Origin of the sequence: Actinomadura meridiana (assembly GCF_039537545.1) — a bacterium.
Classification (GTDB): Bacteria; Actinomycetota; Actinomycetes; order Streptosporangiales; family Streptosporangiaceae; genus Spirillospora; species Spirillospora meridiana.
In genome coordinates, this window is record NZ_BAABAS010000004.1 from 952,424 (window position 1) to 972,742 (window position 20,319).

A 20,319-nucleotide genomic window follows, 5' to 3' on the forward strand; every position below is an offset into this window, starting at 1 on the left:
AGCGGCCTGGAACCGACCCGGGGAGGGACGTGCTGACCACCGAGAACGAGACCGAACGGGAGCCCGCGAGCGAGAGCGCCGACGAGACCCGGCGATGGCGGCGGGTCGTGGCGCGCGTCGTGACCGTGTCGGCGTTCCTTTTCGTCCTGGCGGCGCTCGTCATGCCGGACGAGTTCGCCCGGCTGACACCGGCCGCGTTCGTGCGCGTCCCGGTGGAGGGGATCGTGGGCGTGGGACTGGTCCTCGTGACGCCGGAGCGGGCGCGGCGGTACGTGGCGCTGGCGGCGGGCGGCCTGCTCGGCGTCGTCACCGTCGTGAAGGTGCTGGACGTCGGGTTCGACGCGGTGCTGGTCCGGCCGTTCGACCTGGTGCTGGACTGGCCGCTGCTGCGTCCCGCCGTGGAGTTCGTCGACGGGTCCACCGGGCGGGCCGGGGCGATCGCGGCGGTCGTGCTGGTGGTGGTGCTGGTCATCGCCGTGGTCGCGCTCATGGCGGTGTCGGCGCTGCGGCTCAGCGGCGTCGCCGTCCGGCACGGCAGGGGCGCGGCGTGGACGGTCGTCGTCCTCGGCGTGTCGTGGGTGGTGTGCGCGGCGTTCGGAGTCCGGGTCGTGGACGGGGTGCCGGTGGCGTCCAGGACCGACGCCGTCCTGGCCTATGACCACGCGCGGCAGGTGCGCGCGAGCCTGAACGACCGGGAGGAGTTCGCGAAGGCCGCCGCCGTGGACGCCTTCCGCAACGTGCCGAGCGGAAAGCTGCTGACGGGTCTGCGTGGCAAGGACGTCGTGCTGGCTTTCGTGGAGAGCTACGGCCGGTCCGCCGTGGAGGGATCCCAGTACGCGCCGCACGTCGGCGCGGTCTTGGACGACGGCACGCGACGGTTGCGAGCCGCCGGGTACTCCGCGCGCAGCGGGTGGCTCACGTCCCCGACGGCGGGCGGCGGGAGCTGGCTCGCGCAGGCGACGCTGCTGTCCGGGCTGCGGGTCGACAATCCGCAGCGGTACAGCACCCTCGTGCACAGCGACCGGCTGACGCTCAACGGGGCGTTCCACCGCGCCGGGTCCCGGACGGTCGCGCTCATGCCCGCCATCACCCGCGCCTGGCCGGAAGGGTCGTTCTACGGGTTCGACAAGGTCTACGACGACCGCGACCTGGGGTATCGGGGGCCGCGTTTCAGCTTCGCGACCATGCCGGACCAGTACACGCTGTCGGTGCTGGAGCGGACCGAACGCGGCAAGGACCGTGGGCCGGTGATGGCGGAGACGGCGCTCGTGTCGAGCCACGCGCCGTGGGCGTCGATCCCCCGGCTCATCCCGTGGAACCAGGTCGGGGACGGCTCGGTGTTCGACGGCATGGGCAAGGGCTACAACGCGCCGTGGCCGTCCGGCGGGCGGATTCGGGGCGAGTACCGCAAGTCCATCGAGTACACGCTGAACACGCTCGTGTCGTATGTGGAGACCTACGGCGACGACGATCTCGTGCTCGTGTTCCTCGGCGACCACCAGCCCGCGCCGCTCATCACCGGGCCGGACGCGGGACACGACGTGCCGATCACGATCGTCGCGAAGGACAAGGCCGTCCTGGACAGGGTCTCCGGGTGGGGCTGGCAGGACGGTCTGCGTCCGGCGAAGAACTCCCCGGTCTGGCCGATGGACGCGTTCCGCAACCGTTTCCTGACCGCGTTCGGGGGCTGAGCCGATTCGGAGCTGGCCGGTCGTCCTCGCCGTGGCGGCGCTGCTGGCGCAGATGGCCGCCGCGATGGTCACGACGGCCGTGCGGCAGTCCCCGACGATCGACGAACCGGTGTACGTCGCGACCGGCGCGACCTATCTGAAGGAGCACGACCTCCGGTACAACGCGGAGCATCCGCCGCTCGGGAAGCTGGTCATCGGTGCCGGGGCGGCGCTCTCGGGTGCGCGTCTCGACGCCGCGTTCACCGGCACCGACCAGGACGTCGGGCGGCATCTGCTGTACGAGTCGGGCAACGACGCGGGGCGGGTACTGCTGGCGGCGCGGCTGCCGGTCATCGTCCTGACGCTGCTGTTCGGGCTGGTCGTGTTCGGTTTCGCCTGTGACCTCACGGGCCGTGTGGGCGGGCTCGTGGCGCTCGCCCTGTACGCCTTCTCCCCCGACGTCATCGCCCACGGGTCGCTGGCCACGCTGGACGTCCCCGCCGCCGGGTTCCTGCTGACGTCGGTGTGGCTGCTGTGGCGGGCCCGGGAGCGGCCCCGGCTGTACCTTCCGCTGGCGGGGTTGGCGCTCGGCGCGGCGGTCGCGACGAAGATGAGCGCGCTGGCCGCCGTTCCTGTGCTGTTGGTGCTGGTGGTGGTCTCGTTCGCGCGCGGTGGACGTCGTGTGGTGGTCGGTGCGGCGTGGGCGGCCGGGGTCGCGGTCATGGTCGTCGCGGTGGTGTGGGCGTCCTACCTGGTCGTGGACCCGCGACTGCGTTGGGCCACGTCCGCCGCCGTGCCGGACATCGGCGGGGTGCGCGGCTTTCTGACGAGCCTGCTGCCGTTCCCCAAGCCGTTTCGGGACGGCATGCGCATCCAGTTCGGCTTCGAGGACATGCGCTGGACGGGTTTCCTGTTCGGACACGTCTATCGAGGCTCGCGCTGGTACTACCTTCCGGCCGCGCTCGTGGTGAAGACCCCGCTGGGGATGTTGGTGTTGTGGGCGGCGGGAATCGGTTCGCTGCTGGCCGTGCCTCGGCTTCGTCCCGCCGCGCCCTATGTTCTTGCACCTGCCGCAGTGCTGCTCGCGGTGGCGATGACCGGGGGCCGCGACCTTGGCGTTCGGTATGTCATCTTCCTGCCGATGCTGCTGGCGGTGGCGGCGGCAGGGGTGACGATGCTGCGGTGGCAGTGGGTTCCGGCCGTGGCGGGCGTCCTGGTGCTGTTCGTCGCGGTCAGTTCGGTGCGGGCCTTTCCGTACTACCTGCCCTATTCGAATGAGGCGTTCGGTGGGCCGTCCAAGACCCATCTCCGGCTGCACGACTCCAACGCCGACTGGGGGCAGGATCTCGAACGGCTCGCCGACCGTCTCCGGGACCGGTATCCGGGTGAGCGGGTGTGGCTTGCCTACAAGGGCAGTGGCGTCCCGTCCTATTACGGGATTCGTGCGTCTGATCCACTTGCCGTGCCGCCGGAGCGTGTGCGGGGGTTGTTGGTCGTGTCGGACAGTTGGATCGCCAAGTCGGATCCGCGACTGGTCCCGCTGATCGCGACCAGCAAGAAGGTTGACGAGGTCGGTCACACCATCACGATCTTCCGGCGGACCTGAAGCTCAGTGGCGGTTGTGGGCGCGGGCCCAAAGCGCCGTCCAGCCGCCGGACGGAAGCCAGGACGCGGGCACGCGCAACCCGTTCGGCGAGGCCACCACACCGCCCGCGAGCCTGATCTTCATGCGCACCATGATCCTCGCGTCGGCGGCCCGGGCCTAACGGGTTTCGGCGGTTCAGCCCGCGTGGGCGCAGGCGCGGTGGAGGGCGGCGGTCAGGGTCCCCGGATCGTAGGACGGGAGGACGGCGGCGAGGTGGCCGTCCGGGCGGACCACGTGGACGGTGTCCGGCCCGGCGTCCAAGGCCGTGCGCAGGACGCCCTCGGTGTCGATGTCTTCGAGCGCATGGACGCGGTACGGGACGTCCGTCACGGCCCCCACCTGGTGACGCCTCGCGGTCAGGACGATGAAGGCAGTGCCGAACAGGCGGCGCAACCGGGTCGGCTCGCCGGAGACCGAGCACGGGGCGTCCGGGCAGATCACGCCCGGTGCGGGTGCGGGGGCGTCGCTCTCGTCGGACGGCGTGGTCAGCGGCGAGTCCGAGTAGCGGAACGGCTCGGCGAGCTTGCCGGAGTCGATGATCGTGTGGGGGGCGGGGTGCGTCCGCGCCTCCTCCAGCGCGGCGAGGCGGTGGGCGCGCTGCGCGGAGGTGTGCGGGACGAGGAACTCCATCGTCCGGGTCGTCACGCGCAGGTTCTCCCCCGCCGCCGCACGCCGCTCGACCGCGTAGCTGGCCAGCAGGCCGCCGGACGCCCAGCCGCGCCGGACGTAGGCGAGCTTCCACGCCAGGTTCTCCGCGTCCTGGACGCCGGAGTTCAGCCCACGGGCGCCGAACGGGGCGTACAGGTGGGCGGCGTCCCCGGCGAGGAACGCGCGCCCGGACGCGAACGCCGCCGCGCGCCGCTCGTGGAACCGGTACACGCTCGTCCAGGCGATCTCGTACGGCACATCCCCGATGATCTTCCGGATGCGGGCGTCCAGGGCCCCGGAGGCGCGCTCGGCGTCCAGGTCGTGGTCGGCGGGGACCTGCCAGTCGATGCGCCACGTCCCGTCCGGGCACTGGTGGACGAGCACCTGCCGCCCCGGGTTCCACTCGGGGTCGAAGTAGAAGCGCCGCTCGTTCGGGAACGGCAACTCGGCCCGGATGTCGCAGATCAGGAACTTGTCGGCGAACGTGCGGCCCGGGAAGGGGATGCCGAGGAACCGCCGGACCGCGCTGTGCGCGCCGTCCGCGCCGACGACATGGCTGCCCCGGACGGTGTCGCCCGCGTCCACCTCGACGCCGCGCTCGTCCTGGCGGAACCCGGCGACGGGATGCCCGTACCGGACGTCGGCGAGCGGCTCGGCGTCGGCGAGGTCCCGCAGGTGCGCCTCGACCTCCGCCTGGGAGATGTTGATCCAGGGCGGCACGGCGCCGGGCCCGGTGTCGGGGAACGTGACGGCGAACAGCTCGTCGCCCCGGTAGTAGGTGCGGCCGGTCGTCCAGGTCACGCCCCGGGAGATCATCCGCTCGGCGCAGCCGACCCGGTCGAAGACGTCGAGCACGTCGCGCTGGAAGCAGATGGCCTTGGACCCGGACGGGTCGCGGCGCGCGGCCGCCTCCAGCACCACGCTCGGCACCCCGTGCCCCGCCAGCAGCAGCGCGGTGACCAGGCCGACCGGCCCGGCGCCGACGATCACGACCGGTTCGTCGTCACTCAGCGAGCCCACATCTGCATGGTGCCCGGTGTGGCGGATTCTGGCCAGAGCGGTCACGCTTGATCAAGTCGAGACAATGGGAGGCGCAGACTGGGGCCTATGCCTCCGGTTCGCAGGCCCACCCGGCGCGAACTCGTCCGCGCGGGAACGGTCGCCGTCCTGTTCGCCGTGGGCGTGTACGGGGCGCGGGGCCTCACCGACCAGTGGGCGGCGCTGAGCGTGCACCGGCCCTCCACGGCGTCGTTGATCGCGGTCCTGGTGCTGGAGGCCGTGGCGGCGACACTGCTGGTCGCGGCGCTGCGCGGGCGCCGTGAAGCGCCGGGTGTCGGACGCCGGTCGGCGCTGCTGGCCGCCGGTTACGCCCTTGTCGTGCTGGGCCCGCCGATCATGCTGCTGCTCCTGGCGGCGCGCGACAACGAGGTCGGGGACGTGAGGGTCTTCCCCAGGGCGGAGGAGCCGCGGAAGCGGAAGCTGATCCCGGCCGAGGAGAACTCGAACCTGTGGGCGCTCGTTCTGACGATCCTCCTGGCCGTCCTGGCGGTCGTCGCGCTGGCGGTGATCGCCTTTCTGGTCGTCCGGCGTCGGCGTCGGGCCCGGCGCACCGCCCCCGGCCCCGAGGCTGACTTCTCCGTGCCGCCGTCCTCCGACCGGTTCGAGGAGGCGGCGGCGGCCGGGAGCAGGGCGCTGCGGTCCACCGACGAGGCGCGGGCCGCCGTGATCGCCTGCTATCTCGCGATGGTGGGCGTCCTCGCCGAGGCGGGCGCCGACCCGCGCGACAGCGACACCCCCGCCGAGGTGCTGGCCCGCGCGGCGGGCTCGGGGGTGGCGGGGCTGGACGCGGCGACCACGCTGACCGACCTGTTCCGGGAGGCCCGCTTCAGCGCCCACCCGGTGACCGAACTGCACCGGGCGCGGGCGCTGGCCGCGCTGGAGTCGCTACGCGCCGGGAGCACGGTATGAACCGGGAGCAGGGCTTGCGGGCCGCCGCGTTGGCGGGCGCCGCCGCGTGCACCCTCACGGCCGGGTATCTCGTCGGCGGGGCGTCGGCGCTGACCGTCCTCGCCACCGGGCTGGCGGTCATCGGGTTACTCGCCGCCCGCGCCCGGTTCCCCGCCCCGCCGCCGGTGCGCCCGGTGGTCCGCGCGCCGGACGACCCGGACGACCTGCGGGAGTTCCCCTCGTACCGGCGGGTCCGCGAGGCGGTGTCGTGGTCGGCGGTGTCCGCGCGCCACTACGACTCGGTGACCCGGCCGGTGCTCGTGCGGCTGCTGGCCGCCGCGCTGGCCGAGCGGCACGGCGTCGACGTCCACCGCGAACCCGCGCGGGCCAGGGAACTGGTCGGCGAGGACGTGTGGCCGTTCGTCGACCCGGACCGTCCCGGCTCCACCGACACCTTCGCCGCCGGGGTGGACCCGGCGGCCCTGCGAGCCGTCGTGAACAGACTGGAGGAACTGTGGCCGAACGACTGAGCATCGGGACGCCCGCCGAGGCGGCGGCGCGCTGCCGGGAGGTCATGGACGAGGTCGAACGGGCCGTCGTCGGCAAGCGCGCCGCGATCGAGCTGGTGCTGACGGGCATCCTCGCGTCCGGCCATGTGCTGATCGAGGACCTGCCGGGCCTCGGCAAGACGCTGCTGGCGAGGACGTTCGCTACCGTCCTCGGGCTGGACTTCACGCGCGTCCAGTTCACACCCGACATGCTGCCCGCCGACCTGACCGGCGCCGCCGTCTACGACCCCCGGACCTCGGACGTGGTGTTCCGCCCCGGCCCGGTGTTCACGCAGCTGCTGCTCGCCGACGAGATCAACCGGACGCCGCCGAAGACGCAGTCCGCCCTGCTGGAGGCGATGGAGGAGCAGCAGGTCAGCGCGGACGGCGAGAGCCGCCCCCTGCCACGGCCGTTCATCGTGCTGGCCACCGACAACCCCATCGAGTACGAGGGCACCTATCCCCTGCCGGAGGCGCAGCTCGACCGGTTCGCGCTGCGGATCAGGCTCGGCTACCTCACCGCCGACCAGGAGGGCGAGATGATCACCCGGCGGCTCTCCCGGGGCGCGGCGCCGCCCCGGCTGCGGGCCCTCGCCGGGCCGGACGACGTGCTCGCGATGCGCGAATGCGTCGAACGGGTGCACGTCGACGACGCGGTCGTCCGGTACGCGGTCGCGATCTCGGCCGCCACCCGCGAGCACACCAAGCTGACGGTCGGGGCGAGCCCGCGGGCGACGCTCGGCGTCGTCCAGCTCGCGCGGGCCCGGGCGCTGCTCGACGACCGCGACCATGTGCTGCCCGAGGACGTGAAGGCCGTCGCCGCCCCGGCCCTCGCGCACCGGCTCGTGCTGCGGCCGGAGATGTGGGTCCGGCGGATCAGCGGTGAGGACATGGTCGCCGAGGTCCTCGGCCGGGTGCCCGTGCCGCGCGCCGTGAGTTCGATGCGGACGGCATGAGCGAGCCCGCGCCATCCACTCCGCCGGGACCGTCCGCGCTGGTCTGGCGGCCCGCGCCCCTCGCGCACGGCCTCGCCACGGTCGCGGTGCTGGCGGGCCTCGCGGCGCTGCTGCTGTCCCGCCCGAACCTGCTGCTGCTGGCCGCGCCGGCCGTCGGCATCCTGGCCGCCGGGCTCGTCGCGCGGCGCCCGGACACCCTCGCCGTCCGGGTCGCCGACCGGCCCGGCCGGTGCTTCGAGGGCGAGCCTGTCGAGATCACCGTCACCGCCGACACCGGCGGCCCCGTCGACGAACTGGCGCTCCGGCTGGAAGCGGCGCGGACGTTCGACGTCGAGATCACGGCGTACGCCGAGGACCACGCGGCCGGGACGGCGCGGGTCACGTTCGCGGTGCGGCCCCGGCGCTGGGGCCGCCACACGTTGCCCCGGCTCGTCATCGACTGCCGGAGCCGGTACCGCGTCGGGCAGTCCCGCGCGGTGCTGCGGCTCGGCGAGATCGCCGTCTACCCGGCCGGGCCGCCCGTCCGTCCCCGGCTCGTGCCGCTGGACCTGCCGCGACGGCTCGGCGACCACGTCGCCCGCGCCGCCGGGTCCGGGATGGAGTTCGCGGGCATCCGCCCCTACCTGCCGGGCGACCGGGCGCGGGACATCAACTGGAAGGCCAGCGGGCTGCGCGGACGGCTGCACGTCACGACCCGCGCCGACCAGCGGCAGGCCCAGCTCGTCGTCGCCCTGGACGCCTACACCGACCTCGGCGACCCCGGTGAGACACTGCTCGACCGCGGCATGCGCGGCGCGGCGGCGCTCGCCACGGCCTACCTGCGCGGCGGCGACCGGGTCGGGATCATCGCGTTCGGCGGCGCGCTGCGCTGGCTCGCGCCCGGTCAGGGCGGGCACCACTTCCACCGGCTCGCCGAGGCCGTGCTGGACGCCCGAGGCCCGCGCGACGGCCTCGTCGAGACCGCTCCCGACTTCGCCCGGGTACCGAGGTCGGCGCTGCCGCCCGGCGCGCTGGTGGTCGTGTTCTCGCCGCTGCTGGACGACCGGGCCGTCCGCGCCGTGCAGGACCTGCGGCGACGCGGCACGCCCGTCGTCGTCATCGACACGCTGGACCGGGAACCGCCGGGCGGCGGAGGCAAGGAGTATCTGGAGCTGTCGCTGCGGCTGTGGCGGCTGGACCGCCGGGCGTTGCGGGCCGGGTTCGCCGACCTCGGCGTCCCGGTGCTGACCTGGGCGCCCACCGAATCGCTGGACGCGGTCGTCGGCGCGTTCGGGCACCGCGTCTCGGGGAGGCACTCGTGACCCGCTTCCGGGCCGGTGCCACGACGACCCTCGCGGTGGTCGTCGTCCTGCTCTGCGCCTACTGGGACCTGGGCGTCCCGGCGGCCGCCGTCGCCGGGGTGCTGCTGACGGCGGCCCTGCTCCTGATCGACTCCTTCGACTCGCGCGGCGGCGTGGGACGTCATGTCCCCGCGCTGATCGCCGGTGGCTCCTGCACGGTGCTGGCCGTCGTGGCGCTCGTGCCGCCGGTCGCGTCCGGCGCGCTCGTCGTGGTCGCCGGGCTGGCCGCGCTCGTCGTGGCGTTCAGGCTGACGTACTCCGCTCGACGGCCTCGGTGATCGTCCGGTCGGCGACCTCCCGGTCCTGCCAGCCGCGCACGTCGCCGCCCTTCCCGGGCTCCAGGCTCTTGTAGATGTCGAAGAAGTGGCCGATCTCGTCGAGGACGTACTCGTGCACGTCCGGCAGGTCCTGGAGGTCGGTGTAGCGGACGTCCCTGGCCGGGACGGCGAGGATCTTCGCGTCCGGGCCGCCCTCGTCGAGCATCCAGAACACTCCGATGCTGCGGACGGCGATCTCGCAGCCCGGGAACGTCGGCTCCTCCAGCAGCACCATCACGTCCAGCGGCTCGCCGTCCTCGGCGAGGGTGCCGGGGATGTAGCCGTAGTCGGCCGGGTACTGCGTGGAGGTGAACAGCATCCGGTCGAGCCGGATGCGGCCCAGCTTGTGGTCCATCTCGTATTTGTTGCGCGATCCCTTCGGGATCTCGACGACCATCTCGATCTCCATTGGTTTCCTCCCGGTAGGGCCCCTACCCAGGGGCGGGCTGATCGTCAGTGGGCGGCGGCGTCCCAGTCCGCGCCGGTGCCGACGGCGACGTCCAGGCCGACCGACAGCGGGTAGGCGCCGGTCATCCCGGTGCGGACGATCTCCGCCACGGCGGCCCGCTCCCCCGGCGCGACCTCAAGGACGATCTCGTCGTGCACCTGGAGCAGCAGGCGGCTGCGCAGCCCGGCGGCGGTCAGCGCCGCGTCCACCCGCAGCATCGCGATCTTGACGATGTCGGCGGCGGAGCCCTGCACGGGCGCGTTCAGCGCCATCCGCTCGGCGGTCTCGCGGCGCTGCCGGTTGTCGCTGTTCAGGTGCGGCAGGTACCGGCGGCGGCCGAGGAGCGTGCGGGTGTAGCCGGTGACGCGGGCCTCGGCGACGACGTGGTCGAGATAGTCGCGGACGCCGCCGAGCCGCTCGAAGTAGGCGTCCATCAGCGGCCGCGCCTCCGCCATCGCGATGCCGAGCTGCCGGGCCAGCCCGAACGCCGACAGGCCGTAGGCCAGCCCGTACGACATCGCCTTGATCTTGCGGCGCAGGTCCGGGGTGACGGCGTCCGGGGCGACGCCGAACACCCGCGCGGCCATCGTGGTGTGCAGGTCCTCGCCGGACTCGAACGCGGCCAGCAGCGTCGGGTCCTGCGACAGGTGCGCCATGACGCGCAGTTCGAGCTGCCCGTAGTCGGCGGTCAGCAGCGACTCGAACCCCGCGCCGGGCCGGAACGCGCGGCGGATGCGGCGGCCCTCCTCCGTCCGGACGGGGATGACCTGGAGGTTCGGCTCGGTCGAGGTGAGGCGGCCGGTGGCGGCGACGGTCTGCTGGAACGTGGTGTGGACGCGGCCGTCCGCGCCGATCTCCCTGATCAGCCCGGCGACCGTGGCGCGCAGCCGCGCCTGGTCGCGATAGTGCAGCAGGACCTGCGGGAGGCCGTTGTCGGTCCGGGTGGCGAGCCAGGTCAGCGCGTCCAGGTCGGTGGAGTACCCCGACTTGATCTTCTTGGTCTTGGGCAGCCCCAGCTCGCCGAACAGCACCTCCTGGAGCTGTTTCGTCGATCCCGGGTTGAAGCGGCGCCCGGCGATGTCGGCGGCGTCGTCGGCGGCACGTTCCATCGCGGCGGCGAATTGGACCTCCAACTCGGCGAGCAGCGCGGCGTCGACGTGGACACCCGCGCGTTCGGCGCGGGCGAGCAGGTCGGACAGCGGCAGCTCCACGTCGCGCCACAGCTCGTCCATGCCGGTAGAGGCGAGATCGGCGGCGAACGTCCCGGCCAGGTCGAGGACGGCCCGCGCGTTCTGCATCAGCCCGGCCGCGCCCTCGTCGGACGGCCGCCGCCCGAGGTGCCGCCCGGCGAGGTCGGCGATCCCGTAGGCGGCGAGGCCGGGCAGGAGCAGGTAGGCGGCCATCGCGGTGTCGGCCGCGACGCCGTCGAGCCGCCAGCCTCGCTCGCCGGTCACGCGCAGCAGCGACTTCACGTCGTGCAGCGCCTTGGGGCGGGCGGGGTCGGCGAGCCAGTCCGCGAACGCGCGCTCGTCGCCCTCCGTCAGCTCGGAAGGCTCGAACGAGGCGGCGTGACCGTCACCGGTCGCGAGGGCGATCCGGGTGAGATCGCCCTCGCCGCGCGCCCACGTGTACTCGGCGGCCAGGCCGGTCAGCCCGGTCGCGCGGGCCCGCAGCCAGCCCGCCAGCTCCCCCGGCTCCAGTTCCCGTCCCCGGATCGGCTCGGGACCGGCCGCTTCTGGTGGACGGCCGCCGCCCGGGTCGGCGGCGAAGAGCCGCTGCCGGATGCTGGCGTTGCGGAACTCCAGCTCGTCCAGCAGGGACGTGAACGCGGACAGGTCGTACGGCCGTCGCCGCAGGTCGTCCGGCACGACCGGGAGGTCGAGATCACGGACCAGCTCGGTCAGCCGCCGGTTCAGCCGGACGCCGTCGAGCGCGGCGCGCAGCCGCTCGCCCGCCTTGCCCTTCACCTCGTCCGCGCGGTCGAGCAGCGCGGCGAGCGACCCGAACTCGCGGATCCACTTCGCGGCGGTCTTCTCGCCGATGCCGGGAATGCCCGGCAGGTTGTCGGACGGGTCGCCGCGCAACGCCGCGAAGTCGGGGTACTGCGCCGGGGTCAGCCCGTACTTCTCCGCCACCGCCTCCGGTGTGTACCGGATCATCTCGGAGGCCGTCCGGTAGAAGTAGAGGACGGTGACGTCGTCGCTGACGAGCTGGAGCACGTCCCGGTCACCGGTGACGATCAGCACGCTCATGCCGTCCGCCACCGCCTCCGTCGCGAGCGTCGCGATGATGTCGTCGGCCTCGTAGCCGGGGGCCCGCAGCACCGGGACGCTCATCGTGGCGAGAAACCGGTCGAGGATCTCCATCTGGCTGCCGAAGCCGTCGGGCGACCGCGCCCGGCCCGCCTTGTACTCGGGGAACGCCTCGGTGCGGAACGTCCGCCGCGACACGTCGAACGCGACGGCCGCGTGCGACGGCCGCTCGTCGCGCAGCACGTTGGCCATCATGTTCGCGAACCCGTACACGACGTTGGTGGGCTGCCCGGCCGTGGTGCTGAAGTTCTCCACCGGCAACGCGTAATACGCCCGGTAGGCCAGGGAATGGCCGTCCAGGAGCAGCAGGCAGGGCCGGTCCGTCACGTGTCCCATCCTGGCACCCGGGAACGGGGGCATGAAATGGGTGGACGGGGTGTCGGGGGCGAACATGACGAAGATCGATTCGGGGCGGCTCGGCGTCTGGCGCCGAGGGGACGAGCTCGACCCCGCACTGGCCAAGGACATCGAGGATCTCGGTTATGGCACGATCTGGATCGGCAGCTCACCGAGCGGCGATCTGAAGACCGCCGAGCGGCTGCTCGCGGCGACCGACCGGATAGTGATCGCGACCGGCATCGTGAACATGTGGGCCTCGCGTGCCGACGAGGTCGTCGACGCGACGATCGCGCACGGTGACCCGGCGGCGGTGGCCGCGCGGCTCACCGAACATCTCGACGCGGGCGCCGATCATGTGGCGGCGCACCCGCTGACCGAGCCCGGCGGGGACCCGCGTCCCGCGCTGCGCGCGATCGTCGAGGCGCTCCCGTCCCGCTGACCCCGACAATCGCCGCCGGACAATCGCCGGGGGACGCGCCCGCACGCGGACGCGTCCCCCAGGCGGAGTCGGTTGGGACTAGAGGGTCTTGTAGCTGCCGATCACGGTGGGCGGCGCGAGCTTGGCGGGCGCGCGCCTGCGGGCGAACTCGTTGCCGTTGACCGTCAACGTGCTGTGCGCGAAGAGCTCGGTCACCGCGGCGGTGCCGTCGAGCATCTCGTCGTAGCCCTTCAGGTTCACGTTGTCGTAACGGTCACAGGCCGAGTGGTAGCACTTGTCGTACGCCACACCGGCGGTCCCGCCGTAGATCTTGGCTTGCTCGGCGGTCTTGATGCCCTCCGCGCCGGTGAACAGGCCACCGGCCGGGATGCCGACGCTGATGAAGGCGTTGTAGTCGGACCGTCCGTCGAAGGCCGTCGGGGCGGTGGCGAGCTTCCGGTTGGCGTAGTAGTCGGTGAACGCCTTCTCGATGGCGCCGGACCCGGCGGGCGGCGGGACGGTGCTGCCGCCCGTGCTGTTGTCGCCGTCGTAGACGAACCGCACGTAGTTCGGCGAGGCGAGCATGTCGAAGTCCAGCATCAGCGCGACCTTGTCGCGTTCCGCTTGCGGGAGGTTGTCGACGTAGTACTGCGAGCCGAGCAGCCCTTCTTCCTCAGCGCCCCAGAACGCGAACCGCACCTTGTTGTGAAGCTGCCTGGCAGGGAGCTTGCGGATCTGCTTGGCCATTTCCAGCAGCGCGGCGGTGCCCGACCCGTCGTCGTTGATGCCGGGACCCTCGGCGACGCTGTCGTTGTGCGCCCCGATGACCACGACGTTGTCGCCCCTACCGCGGTCGGTGTCGGCGACGATGTTGGCGGTCTCGCGCTTCTCGTTGGACGTGTCGGTCTTGACGCGCAGCGTCACGCCGCCATTCTGCGCCTGCTCGACGAGGGCCTTGCCGACCGCGTTGGTGGGGCCGACGACGGGAATGGTGTACGGCGTGGTCAGCGTGCCCGCGACGGGACCCGGCTGGTCGGGGAGCTGGTAGATGACGACGGCGGCGGCGCCCGCCGCGATGGCGTTGTCGGTCTTCACCGAGAAGAAGCAGCCGCCCCGCTGGACCAAGGCGATGTGGCCCTTGGGGAAGCCGGCGAAGTCCTCGGGCTCGCATCCACTGCCCAGGCCGCTCGCGGCCGTGTCGACGGGTGTCGCGGCGGCGGTGACGTCGCCGGACCCGGAGTACTGGAGGGTCTGGAAGTCGGTGTTCGGCTCGTAGGTCTTCTGGCCGGGAGCGGTCTCGGCAAAGGTGGGAGCCGACTTCTCCTGCCAGAAGTCGAACGAGAACTTCTGGACAGTCGGGTGGTACCCGGCCCGTTTCAGCTGGTCTTCGATGTACTTAAGAGTGATCACGTTGCCGGGCAGTCCGGCGGCCCGGTTGCCGCCGTTGGCGTCCGCGATCAGCTCCAGGTTCTTTTGGTGATGGCGGACGTTCTTGAGCTTGACGAGCGTGGCCAACTTCGAGTGTGTCGGCGCGGCCTGGGCCGGGACCGCCGCCAGGGTGGTGGCGGCGAGGGACAGCCCGAGGACCGTTGCTAGCGCGGCTCTGCGCATGACTCGGTCTCCGATGGGTGGGGGGACGAAGCATCCGAAGCTTGCCACGCGACATTTGCCGCAACAAGGATCATCTGTCGATCAAGACGGCCGACATCGGCCTCTTCCGGAATCGGACGGTAAGCGGCGCGTCGCGGTCCGCGTTCTGAAAAATACAGAGTTGTCCTAAATCGGTTTCCCCTCTGGCTTTTCGCACGTCAGCGTCTATAGGCTCCGTGAACTTCGGTGATGGCCGATCAACGCATGGGAGTGACCAGTGTCGAAGTCGGAGATGCCCGGCGGGACGCACGGGCGGCCGCGCACGCATCCGATCTGGCGCAGGATCGCGCTGCTCCTCGCCGTGCCGTTGACGGCCCTGCTCGTGCAGTGGGGCATCCCGGCCGCCGTCACGGTGTCCAACGCGTTCCAGCGTTTCGACTTCTCCACCGTGTACAACAACGTCGCCGTGCCCGGCACGACCGTGACCGAGGCGCTCCAGGAGGAGCGGGCCGCCGCCGTCCAGCTGCTGCACCGGTTCAAGATCGCGGACCGGCAGCGGTTCGGCGCGCAGGTCGCCAAGACCGACGCGGCGGTGGCCGCGTTCCGCAAACGGGCCCTGTCCTCGGGCACCAGGGACGCGATGGACGACACCATGACCGTCCGCGTGCGCAAGCTCAGCGACACCTACAACGAGCTGGTGACGCTGCGGGAGCGGGTCGGGATCGGCGCCACCACGCCGCTCGGCGCCATCGACGGGTACAGCAAGGTCGCCGACATCACGACCCGGCTGCTGACCACGCTGGTGAGCGTCGACGACATCACCGTCTACCAGCACACCACCGCCCTGCTGCACAACTACTGGGCCCGCGAGTTCATGCTCCGCGAGGACGCGCTGCTGACCACGCAGGAGACCGGGCCGATGAGCGCGCCCGACCGCGCGGCCTTCGCGGCGTGGGCGGAGAGCCGCGGCCAGTACTTCGAACTGGGCCGCGCCGAGGCCGACGGCGAGATCGAACGGATCATGTACGATCTGGCGAACTCGTCCGAGTTCACGTCATATACGACGCTGGAGAACAACGTCGTGAACAACGGCCTCGTCCCCGACCTGCGGGAATGGCGGGCCTCCATCGAGGCCCTGTCACCGGTGTGGTTGAGCGCCGCCGCGAAGGCGGAGACGGTCGTGAACAACGAGGACGTCAAGCCCGCCGGACGCCGCGTCATGCTCGGCTTCTACCTGATCGGCGTCGTCGGCCTGCTCGGCGTGGTCGCCTCGGTCGTCCTGTCGCTGATGTTCGCGCGGCGGCTCACCGCCGAGCTGCGCGAACTCCAGGAGTCGGCGCAGCGCCTCGCCCACGAACGGCTCCCCCGGGTCGTCGGCAGGCTGCGGCGCGGTGAACAGGTCGACGTGGAGGCCGAGTCGCCACCACCGACAACGGGGAGAACGAAGGAGATCGCGCTGGTCGGCGAGGCGTTCGGCACCGTCCAGCGGACCGCCGTCGCCACCGCCGTCGCCGAGTCGGACCTGCGCGCGAGCATCAACCGGGTGTTCATCAACCTGTCCTGGCGGAGCCAGTCGCTGCTGCACCGCCAGCTCAGGCTGCTCGACCAGATGGAACGCCGCGCCGCCGGGCCCGAGGAGCTCGACGACCTGTTCCGGCTCGACCACCTCACCACCCGCATGCGCCGCCACGCCGAGGGCCTGGTCATCCTCGCCGGGTCGCCGACCGTCCGGGCCTGGGACCATCCGGTCGCCGCCGAGGACGTGGCGCGCGCCGCGATCGCCGAGATCGAGGACTACACCCGCGTCGAGATCAGCGGCAGCTCGACCGTGGCGGTGACCGGTGACGTCGTCGCCGACATCATCCACCTGCTCGCCGAGCTGATCGAGAACGCGGCGGTGTTCTCCCCGCCGACCACCGAGGTCACCGTCAAGGTCGAGACCGTCGCCAACGGCCTGGCCGTCGAGGTCATCGACCGCGGGATCGGCCTGCACCCCGACGAGCTGGACCAGCTCAACCTGCGCCTCGCGGGCGACGGCGAGTTCGACCTCGTCGACACCGAGCGGCTCGGCCTGTTCGTCGTCGCGCGGCTCGCCGCCCGGCACGGCGTCAAGGTGTCGCTGATGCCGTCGGCGTACGGCGGGACGACCGCGGTCGTGCTCATCCCGCACGCGCTGGTCACGCTGGACGACGACCTGTCGCGCGGCGCGCCGCCCGGCACGGCCCGCACGATGGTGACCGCGCTTGCCTCGGGCGACACGCAGCAGCGGCTCGGCCGCCCGGCCCGTCCGGCGCTCCCCGGCGCGGTCGTCAGCTCGCCGAAGACCGACCCGCGCGACCTGCCGCCCGACCCGATGCTGGAGACGGCGCCGGAGGGGTTGCCGAGGGTCGTCCCGACGCCCGCCCCGTCCTACGACGAGCCGGGGCCGGTGTACGAGTCGTCCGAACCGGTCGGCGAGTCGTCCGGGTCGATGTACGACCCGCCCGAGCAGGTGTTCGACCGGGCCGGGCCCAACGGCGGCGCGGCGCGCCCGCCCGCCGACGAGCCGGAGGAGGCCGAGGTGGAGTCCAGCGAGATCACCGGCCGGCTCCCGAAGCGGGTGCGGCAGAGCAGCATCGCCCCGCAGTTGCGCAAGGGCTCCGCGCCCGAGCGCGCCGCTCCCGCCGCCGTGCCCGCCGTGCCCGCCGCGCCGGACGACGACTTCGAGGAGCCGAGCCCGGAGCTCAGCCGCGATCTGATGTCCTCACTACAGTCCGGATGGTTGCGCGGCCGGGTCGTCGACGACGAGTCGGACGACCCGGACCCACTCGATGAATGGGGGGAATGATGACGCCAAACGGTCACGCCACCGGCGAGTTCGACTGGCTCCTCGAAGATCTGGTCCGGCGGGTCGGCGAAGTGCAGCAGGCCGTCCTGCTGTCCAGGGACGGCCTCGTCATGGGCGCCTCAGGCGGCGTCACCCGCCAGGACGCCGAGTTCCTCGCGGCTCTGTCGTCGGGGTTCCACAGCCTCGCCAACGGCGCCCGCGAGCACTTCCAGGCCAAGCAGGTGCGGCAGACGGTCGTCGAGCTGGACGGCCTGCTGTTCTTCGTCATGCCCGCGGGCAACGGGAGCTGCCTGGCCGTGCTCAGCGACGCGGGCGGCAACGCCGGCCTCGTCGCCTACGAGACCACGATGCTGATCAAGCGGGTGCGGCGGCAGCTGGCGGCGTCGCCGCGCGGCACGGCCGACTCGCAGGATCCGCCGTTGCGCTCGGGCACATCGGGCTGAACCCGCCGTGGAGACTCCCAGAGAGCGCTGGATCGGGCAGGACGCGGGCCCGGTCGTTCGACCGTACGCGGTGACACGGGGGCGGACCCGCCCCCGTGGGATCGTCATCGACCTGGTGACCATCCTCGTCGCGACCGGTCGCCCCGCCGAACAGTTCTCATTGTCTCGCGAGCAGCGGCGGCTGCTTGAGCTGTGCCGACGGCCGTCCACCCCGGCCGACCTCGCCTCGGAGATCGACCTGCCGTTCCGGGTCGTGCAGATCCTCCTGGAGGACCTGTTCCAGTACGGGCTGATCGAGGAGACGGCACCGGCCGAGCAACCCGATCGCCCCGACCCACGAATCCTGATGAGGGTGCTCGATGAACTCCGCCGCCTTTAATCCCGCCTCTGGCGAAGCGTCCACCGCGCCGTCGGCGCCGCGGCGCACACCGGTTCCCCCGCCACCGGTCGCGGCCCCGTCGACCGGGATGTACGCGCCGGACGCCGACGTCCCGCTGCACACCCTGAAGATCCTGGTCGCGGGCGGCTTCGGCGTCGGCAAGACGACGCTGGTCGGCTCGGTCAGCGAGATCCGCCCGCTGCGCACCGAGGAGACCCTGACCGACGCCTCCGTCGGGGTGGACGACCTCGACGGCCTGGCGAGCAAGACGACCACGACCGTCGCCATGGACTTCGGGCGCCTGACGTTCTCCGGCGGCGTCCGGCTGTACTTGTTCGGGACGCCAGGACAGGAACGGTTCTGGTTCATGTGGGACCAGATCTCCTACGGCGCGGTCGGCGCGATCGTGCTGGTCGACACGCGGCGGCTCAGCACGAGCTTCGCGTCCATCGACTTCTTCGAGCGGCGCCGGATCCCGTTCGTCATCGCCGCCAACGTGTTCGACGGCGCCCGCCGCTACCGCGTCGACCAGATCCAGGACGCGCTGGACGTCGACCCGGACGTCCCGATCCTGCTGTGCGACGTCCGGCACCGGGACTCGGCGAAGAGCATCCTCGTCACGCTCGTCGAGCACGCCCTCCAGTCGTCCCGGCGGTGACACGGCTCAGGCGGGAAGGGCGCCCATCCGGGCGACGATGAGGGACGCCAGCTCGGTGTAGGCGGCGGAGTCGTCCAGTCCCGTCTGCGCCCTGATCTCGCCCCGGTGGATCGCCTCCATCACCTGGCCCGCGACGGCGCCGACGAACAGGCTGTCCCCGTCGGGCGACGCTTCCCGAACGAGCCCGTGCACACGCTGGACGGCCCACAGCGTGTTCCGCTTGTAGATCTCGCGGGCGGGCGGGAACGCGTCCAGGTCGGCGAAGAACGCGGGCGAGGCGGGCGCCAGCTCGGCCGAGATCGCGCGCAGGTACGCGCCGACCCGCTCGCGCGGATCGGCGTCGGGGGCGGCGGTCGCCTCCAGCGCGGCCTCCACGCGCCCGGTCGCGCGGCGGAAGAACGCGCGGACGACGGTCACGACGATCTGCTCCCGGCTGGCCGCGACGGAGTACAGGGTGCTCTTCGAGCAGCGCAGGGTCGCGGCGAGTTCGGCGACGCCGACCCCGGCGAACCCCCGGTCGAGGAAGACGTCCATGAGGCGGTCGATCAGCGCCTCGCGCCGCTGCGCGGCCCGGGTGGCGCGGGCCCGCAGCCGGTCGTCCACGGAGGTCATGACCGGACGGTACCAAAAGCGGTTCTCCAGTACTGAAGTTGGTACCGTTGGAGTCCGCGAAAGGAGCCGCCATGCCCGCCACCCGGCATCTGCCCACCCCCGAGGCCGAGGACCTCCTCGCGCTCACCCGCGAGATCGCCGCGAAGGAGCTGACGCCACGGGCTGCGGACGCCGAGCGCACCGCGACGTTCCCCCGCGAGGTGTTCACGACGCTGGGCCGCGCCGGGCTGTTGACCCTGCCGTACCCGGAGGAGTTCGGCGGCGGCGCTCAGCCGTACGATATCTACTTGCAGGCCCTGGAGGAGATCGGCACGGCGTGGGCGAGCGTGGGCGTCGGCGTGAGCGTCCACTCACTGTCCTGCTTCCCGCTGTTCTCCTACGGGACGGACGAGCAGCGCGCCCGGTGGCTCCCCGACCTGCTGTCGGGCGAGCGGCTCGGCGCGTACTGCCTGTCGGAGGCACACGCGGGCTCCGACCCGGCGGCGATGCGGGCGCGGGCCGTCCGGGACGGCGACTCCTACGTCCTGAACGGCGCCAAGGCGTGGACGACCCACGGCGGCGAGGCCGACTTCTACACGGTCATGGCGCGCACGTCCGACGACGGCGGGCGCGGCATCTCCTGCTTCCACGTCCCCGCGGGCACACCGGGCCTGGAGTTCGACCGGCCCGAGGAGAAGATGGGCCTGACCGGGTCGACGACCGCGACCGTCCGGCTCGTCGACGCCCGCGTCCCGGCGGACCACCTGATCGGCGCCGAGGGGCAGGGTCTGTCGATCGCGCTGGCCGGGCTCGACGCCGGGCGCCTCGGCATCGCCGCCGTCGCCACCGGCCTCGCCCAGTGCGCGCTGGACGCGTCCGTCGCCTACGCCAGGGAACGCGAGGCGTTCGGCCGGGCGATCATCGAGCACCAGGGGCTCGCGTTCGTGCTCGCCGACATGGCGGCGGCGGTCGAGTCGTCCCGCGCGACGTACCTGGCGGCGGCGCGGCTCAAGGACGCGGGCCGCCCCTACGGCCGGGAGGCGGCCATCGCCAAACTGGTCGCGACCGACAACGCGATGAAGGTGACCACCGACGCCGTCCAGGTGTTCGGCGGCGCCGGATACACGCGCGACTTCCCCGTCGAGCGCTACATGCGGGAGGCGAAGGTCATGCAGATCTTCGAGGGCACCAACCAGATCCAGCGCCTGGTCATCTCCAGGCGCCTTTGACCGCGAGGTGTAGC

At 72.3% G+C, this 20,319-nt stretch carries 18 protein-coding genes; 13 read left to right on the forward strand and 5 right to left on the reverse strand.

Going from position 1 to position 20,319, the window contains the following annotated elements:
- The first annotated feature begins 29 nt into the window (after positions 1-29).
- Both ABD808_RS08540 and ABD808_RS08545 read left to right on the forward strand, forming a co-directional pair.
- Positions 30-1,691: an alkaline phosphatase family protein gene (locus ABD808_RS08540; RefSeq protein WP_344892436.1), complete on the forward strand. Its 1,662-nt coding sequence runs from the start codon at positions 30-32 to the stop codon at positions 1,689-1,691.
- 31 nt (positions 1,692-1,722) lie between these two features.
- Positions 1,723-3,276 carry an ArnT family glycosyltransferase gene (locus ABD808_RS08545; protein ID WP_344892440.1) on the forward strand — a complete coding sequence of 518 codons (1,554 nt, stop codon included), beginning with the start codon at positions 1,723-1,725 and terminating at the stop codon, positions 3,274-3,276.
- A gap of 174 nt (positions 3,277-3,450) precedes the next feature.
- Here the strand turns inward: ABD808_RS08545 and ABD808_RS08550 are convergent, their stop codons facing one another.
- Complete coding sequence (locus ABD808_RS08550; RefSeq protein ID WP_344892443.1) at positions 3,451-4,983, reverse strand: FAD-dependent monooxygenase; 1,533 nt, start codon at positions 4,981-4,983, stop codon at positions 3,451-3,453.
- 87 nt (positions 4,984-5,070) lie between these two features.
- Here ABD808_RS08550 and ABD808_RS08555 point away from each other — a divergent pair, with 87 nt between their 5' ends.
- The 5 genes from ABD808_RS08555 to ABD808_RS08575 are packed head-to-tail and all read left to right on the forward strand — an operon-like array spanning position 5,071 to position 9,032.
- Positions 5,071-5,931, forward strand: coding sequence for a DUF4129 domain-containing protein (locus tag ABD808_RS08555; protein WP_344892446.1), 861 nt, complete (start codon positions 5,071-5,073; stop codon positions 5,929-5,931).
- Positions 5,928-6,440: a hypothetical protein gene (locus ABD808_RS08560; protein WP_344892449.1), complete on the forward strand. Its 513-nt coding sequence runs from the start codon at positions 5,928-5,930 to the stop codon at positions 6,438-6,440. The genes ABD808_RS08555 and ABD808_RS08560 overlap by 4 nt, the downstream gene beginning before the upstream one ends.
- A complete protein-coding gene (locus ABD808_RS08565) occupies positions 6,425-7,414 on the forward strand; it encodes an AAA family ATPase (RefSeq protein WP_344892451.1) in 990 nt (329 codons plus the stop codon). Before ABD808_RS08560 ends, ABD808_RS08565 begins: the two co-directional genes overlap by 16 nt.
- Positions 7,411-8,715: a DUF58 domain-containing protein gene (locus ABD808_RS08570; RefSeq protein ID WP_344892454.1), complete on the forward strand. Its 1,305-nt coding sequence runs from the start codon at positions 7,411-7,413 to the stop codon at positions 8,713-8,715. The genes ABD808_RS08565 and ABD808_RS08570 overlap by 4 nt, the downstream gene beginning before the upstream one ends.
- Positions 8,712-9,032, forward strand: coding sequence for a hypothetical protein (locus tag ABD808_RS08575; RefSeq protein ID WP_344892457.1), 321 nt, complete (start codon positions 8,712-8,714; stop codon positions 9,030-9,032). Before ABD808_RS08570 ends, ABD808_RS08575 begins: the two co-directional genes overlap by 4 nt.
- Here ABD808_RS08575 and ABD808_RS08580 read toward each other — a convergent pair.
- Entirely contained in the window at positions 8,998-9,480 is a 483-nt protein-coding gene (locus ABD808_RS08580) for an inorganic diphosphatase (protein WP_344892460.1), read from the reverse strand. The genes ABD808_RS08575 and ABD808_RS08580 overlap by 35 nt on opposite strands.
- Before the next feature lie 44 nt (positions 9,481-9,524).
- Positions 9,525-12,167, reverse strand: a complete 2,643-nt coding sequence (gene polA, locus ABD808_RS08585) for a DNA polymerase I (RefSeq protein WP_425548898.1) — start codon at positions 12,165-12,167, stop codon at positions 9,525-9,527.
- 55 nt (positions 12,168-12,222) lie between these two features.
- On the opposite strand from polA, the gene ABD808_RS08590 reads away from it, so the two are divergent.
- The gene (locus ABD808_RS08590) at positions 12,223-12,609 is read left to right on the forward strand and encodes an LLM class oxidoreductase (RefSeq protein WP_344892466.1); all 387 of its coding nucleotides are present in this window, start codon (positions 12,223-12,225) and stop codon (positions 12,607-12,609) included.
- A 78-nt stretch (positions 12,610-12,687) separates the two neighbouring features.
- Here the strand turns inward: ABD808_RS08590 and ABD808_RS08595 are convergent, their stop codons facing one another.
- Positions 12,688-14,199 carry a M20/M25/M40 family metallo-hydrolase gene (locus ABD808_RS08595; RefSeq protein ID WP_344892469.1) on the reverse strand — a complete coding sequence of 504 codons (1,512 nt, stop codon included), beginning with the start codon at positions 14,197-14,199 and terminating at the stop codon, positions 12,688-12,690.
- 256 nt (positions 14,200-14,455) lie between these two features.
- Here ABD808_RS08595 and ABD808_RS08600 point away from each other — a divergent pair, with 256 nt between their 5' ends.
- From ABD808_RS08600 to ABD808_RS08615, 4 genes are all read left to right on the forward strand, one after another.
- Positions 14,456-17,005 (forward strand): sensor histidine kinase, encoded by a 2,550-nt coding sequence (locus tag ABD808_RS08600; protein ID WP_344892472.1) that lies wholly within the window; start codon positions 14,456-14,458, stop codon positions 17,003-17,005.
- A complete protein-coding gene (locus tag ABD808_RS08605) occupies positions 17,005-17,448 on the forward strand; it encodes a roadblock/LC7 domain-containing protein (RefSeq protein ID WP_344892476.1) in 444 nt (147 codons plus the stop codon). The genes ABD808_RS08600 and ABD808_RS08605 overlap by 1 nt, the downstream gene beginning before the upstream one ends.
- Before the next feature lie 7 nt (positions 17,449-17,455).
- Positions 17,456-17,827, forward strand: coding sequence for a DUF742 domain-containing protein (locus tag ABD808_RS08610; RefSeq protein ID WP_344892478.1), 372 nt, complete (start codon positions 17,456-17,458; stop codon positions 17,825-17,827).
- 88 nt (positions 17,828-17,915) lie between these two features.
- A complete protein-coding gene (locus tag ABD808_RS08615; protein WP_344892907.1) occupies positions 17,916-18,485 on the forward strand; it encodes a GTP-binding protein in 570 nt (189 codons plus the stop codon).
- Positions 18,486-18,491: 6 nt separating this feature from the next.
- On the opposite strand, the gene ABD808_RS08620 is transcribed toward ABD808_RS08615, so the two are convergent.
- A complete protein-coding gene (locus ABD808_RS08620; RefSeq protein WP_344892481.1) occupies positions 18,492-19,097 on the reverse strand; it encodes a TetR/AcrR family transcriptional regulator in 606 nt (201 codons plus the stop codon).
- Between the two features lie 71 nt (positions 19,098-19,168).
- Between ABD808_RS08620 and ABD808_RS08625 the strand changes: the two genes are divergently transcribed.
- Positions 19,169-20,305: an acyl-CoA dehydrogenase family protein gene (locus ABD808_RS08625; RefSeq protein ID WP_344892484.1), complete on the forward strand. Its 1,137-nt coding sequence runs from the start codon at positions 19,169-19,171 to the stop codon at positions 20,303-20,305.
- Positions 20,306-20,319 lie beyond the last annotated feature (14 nt).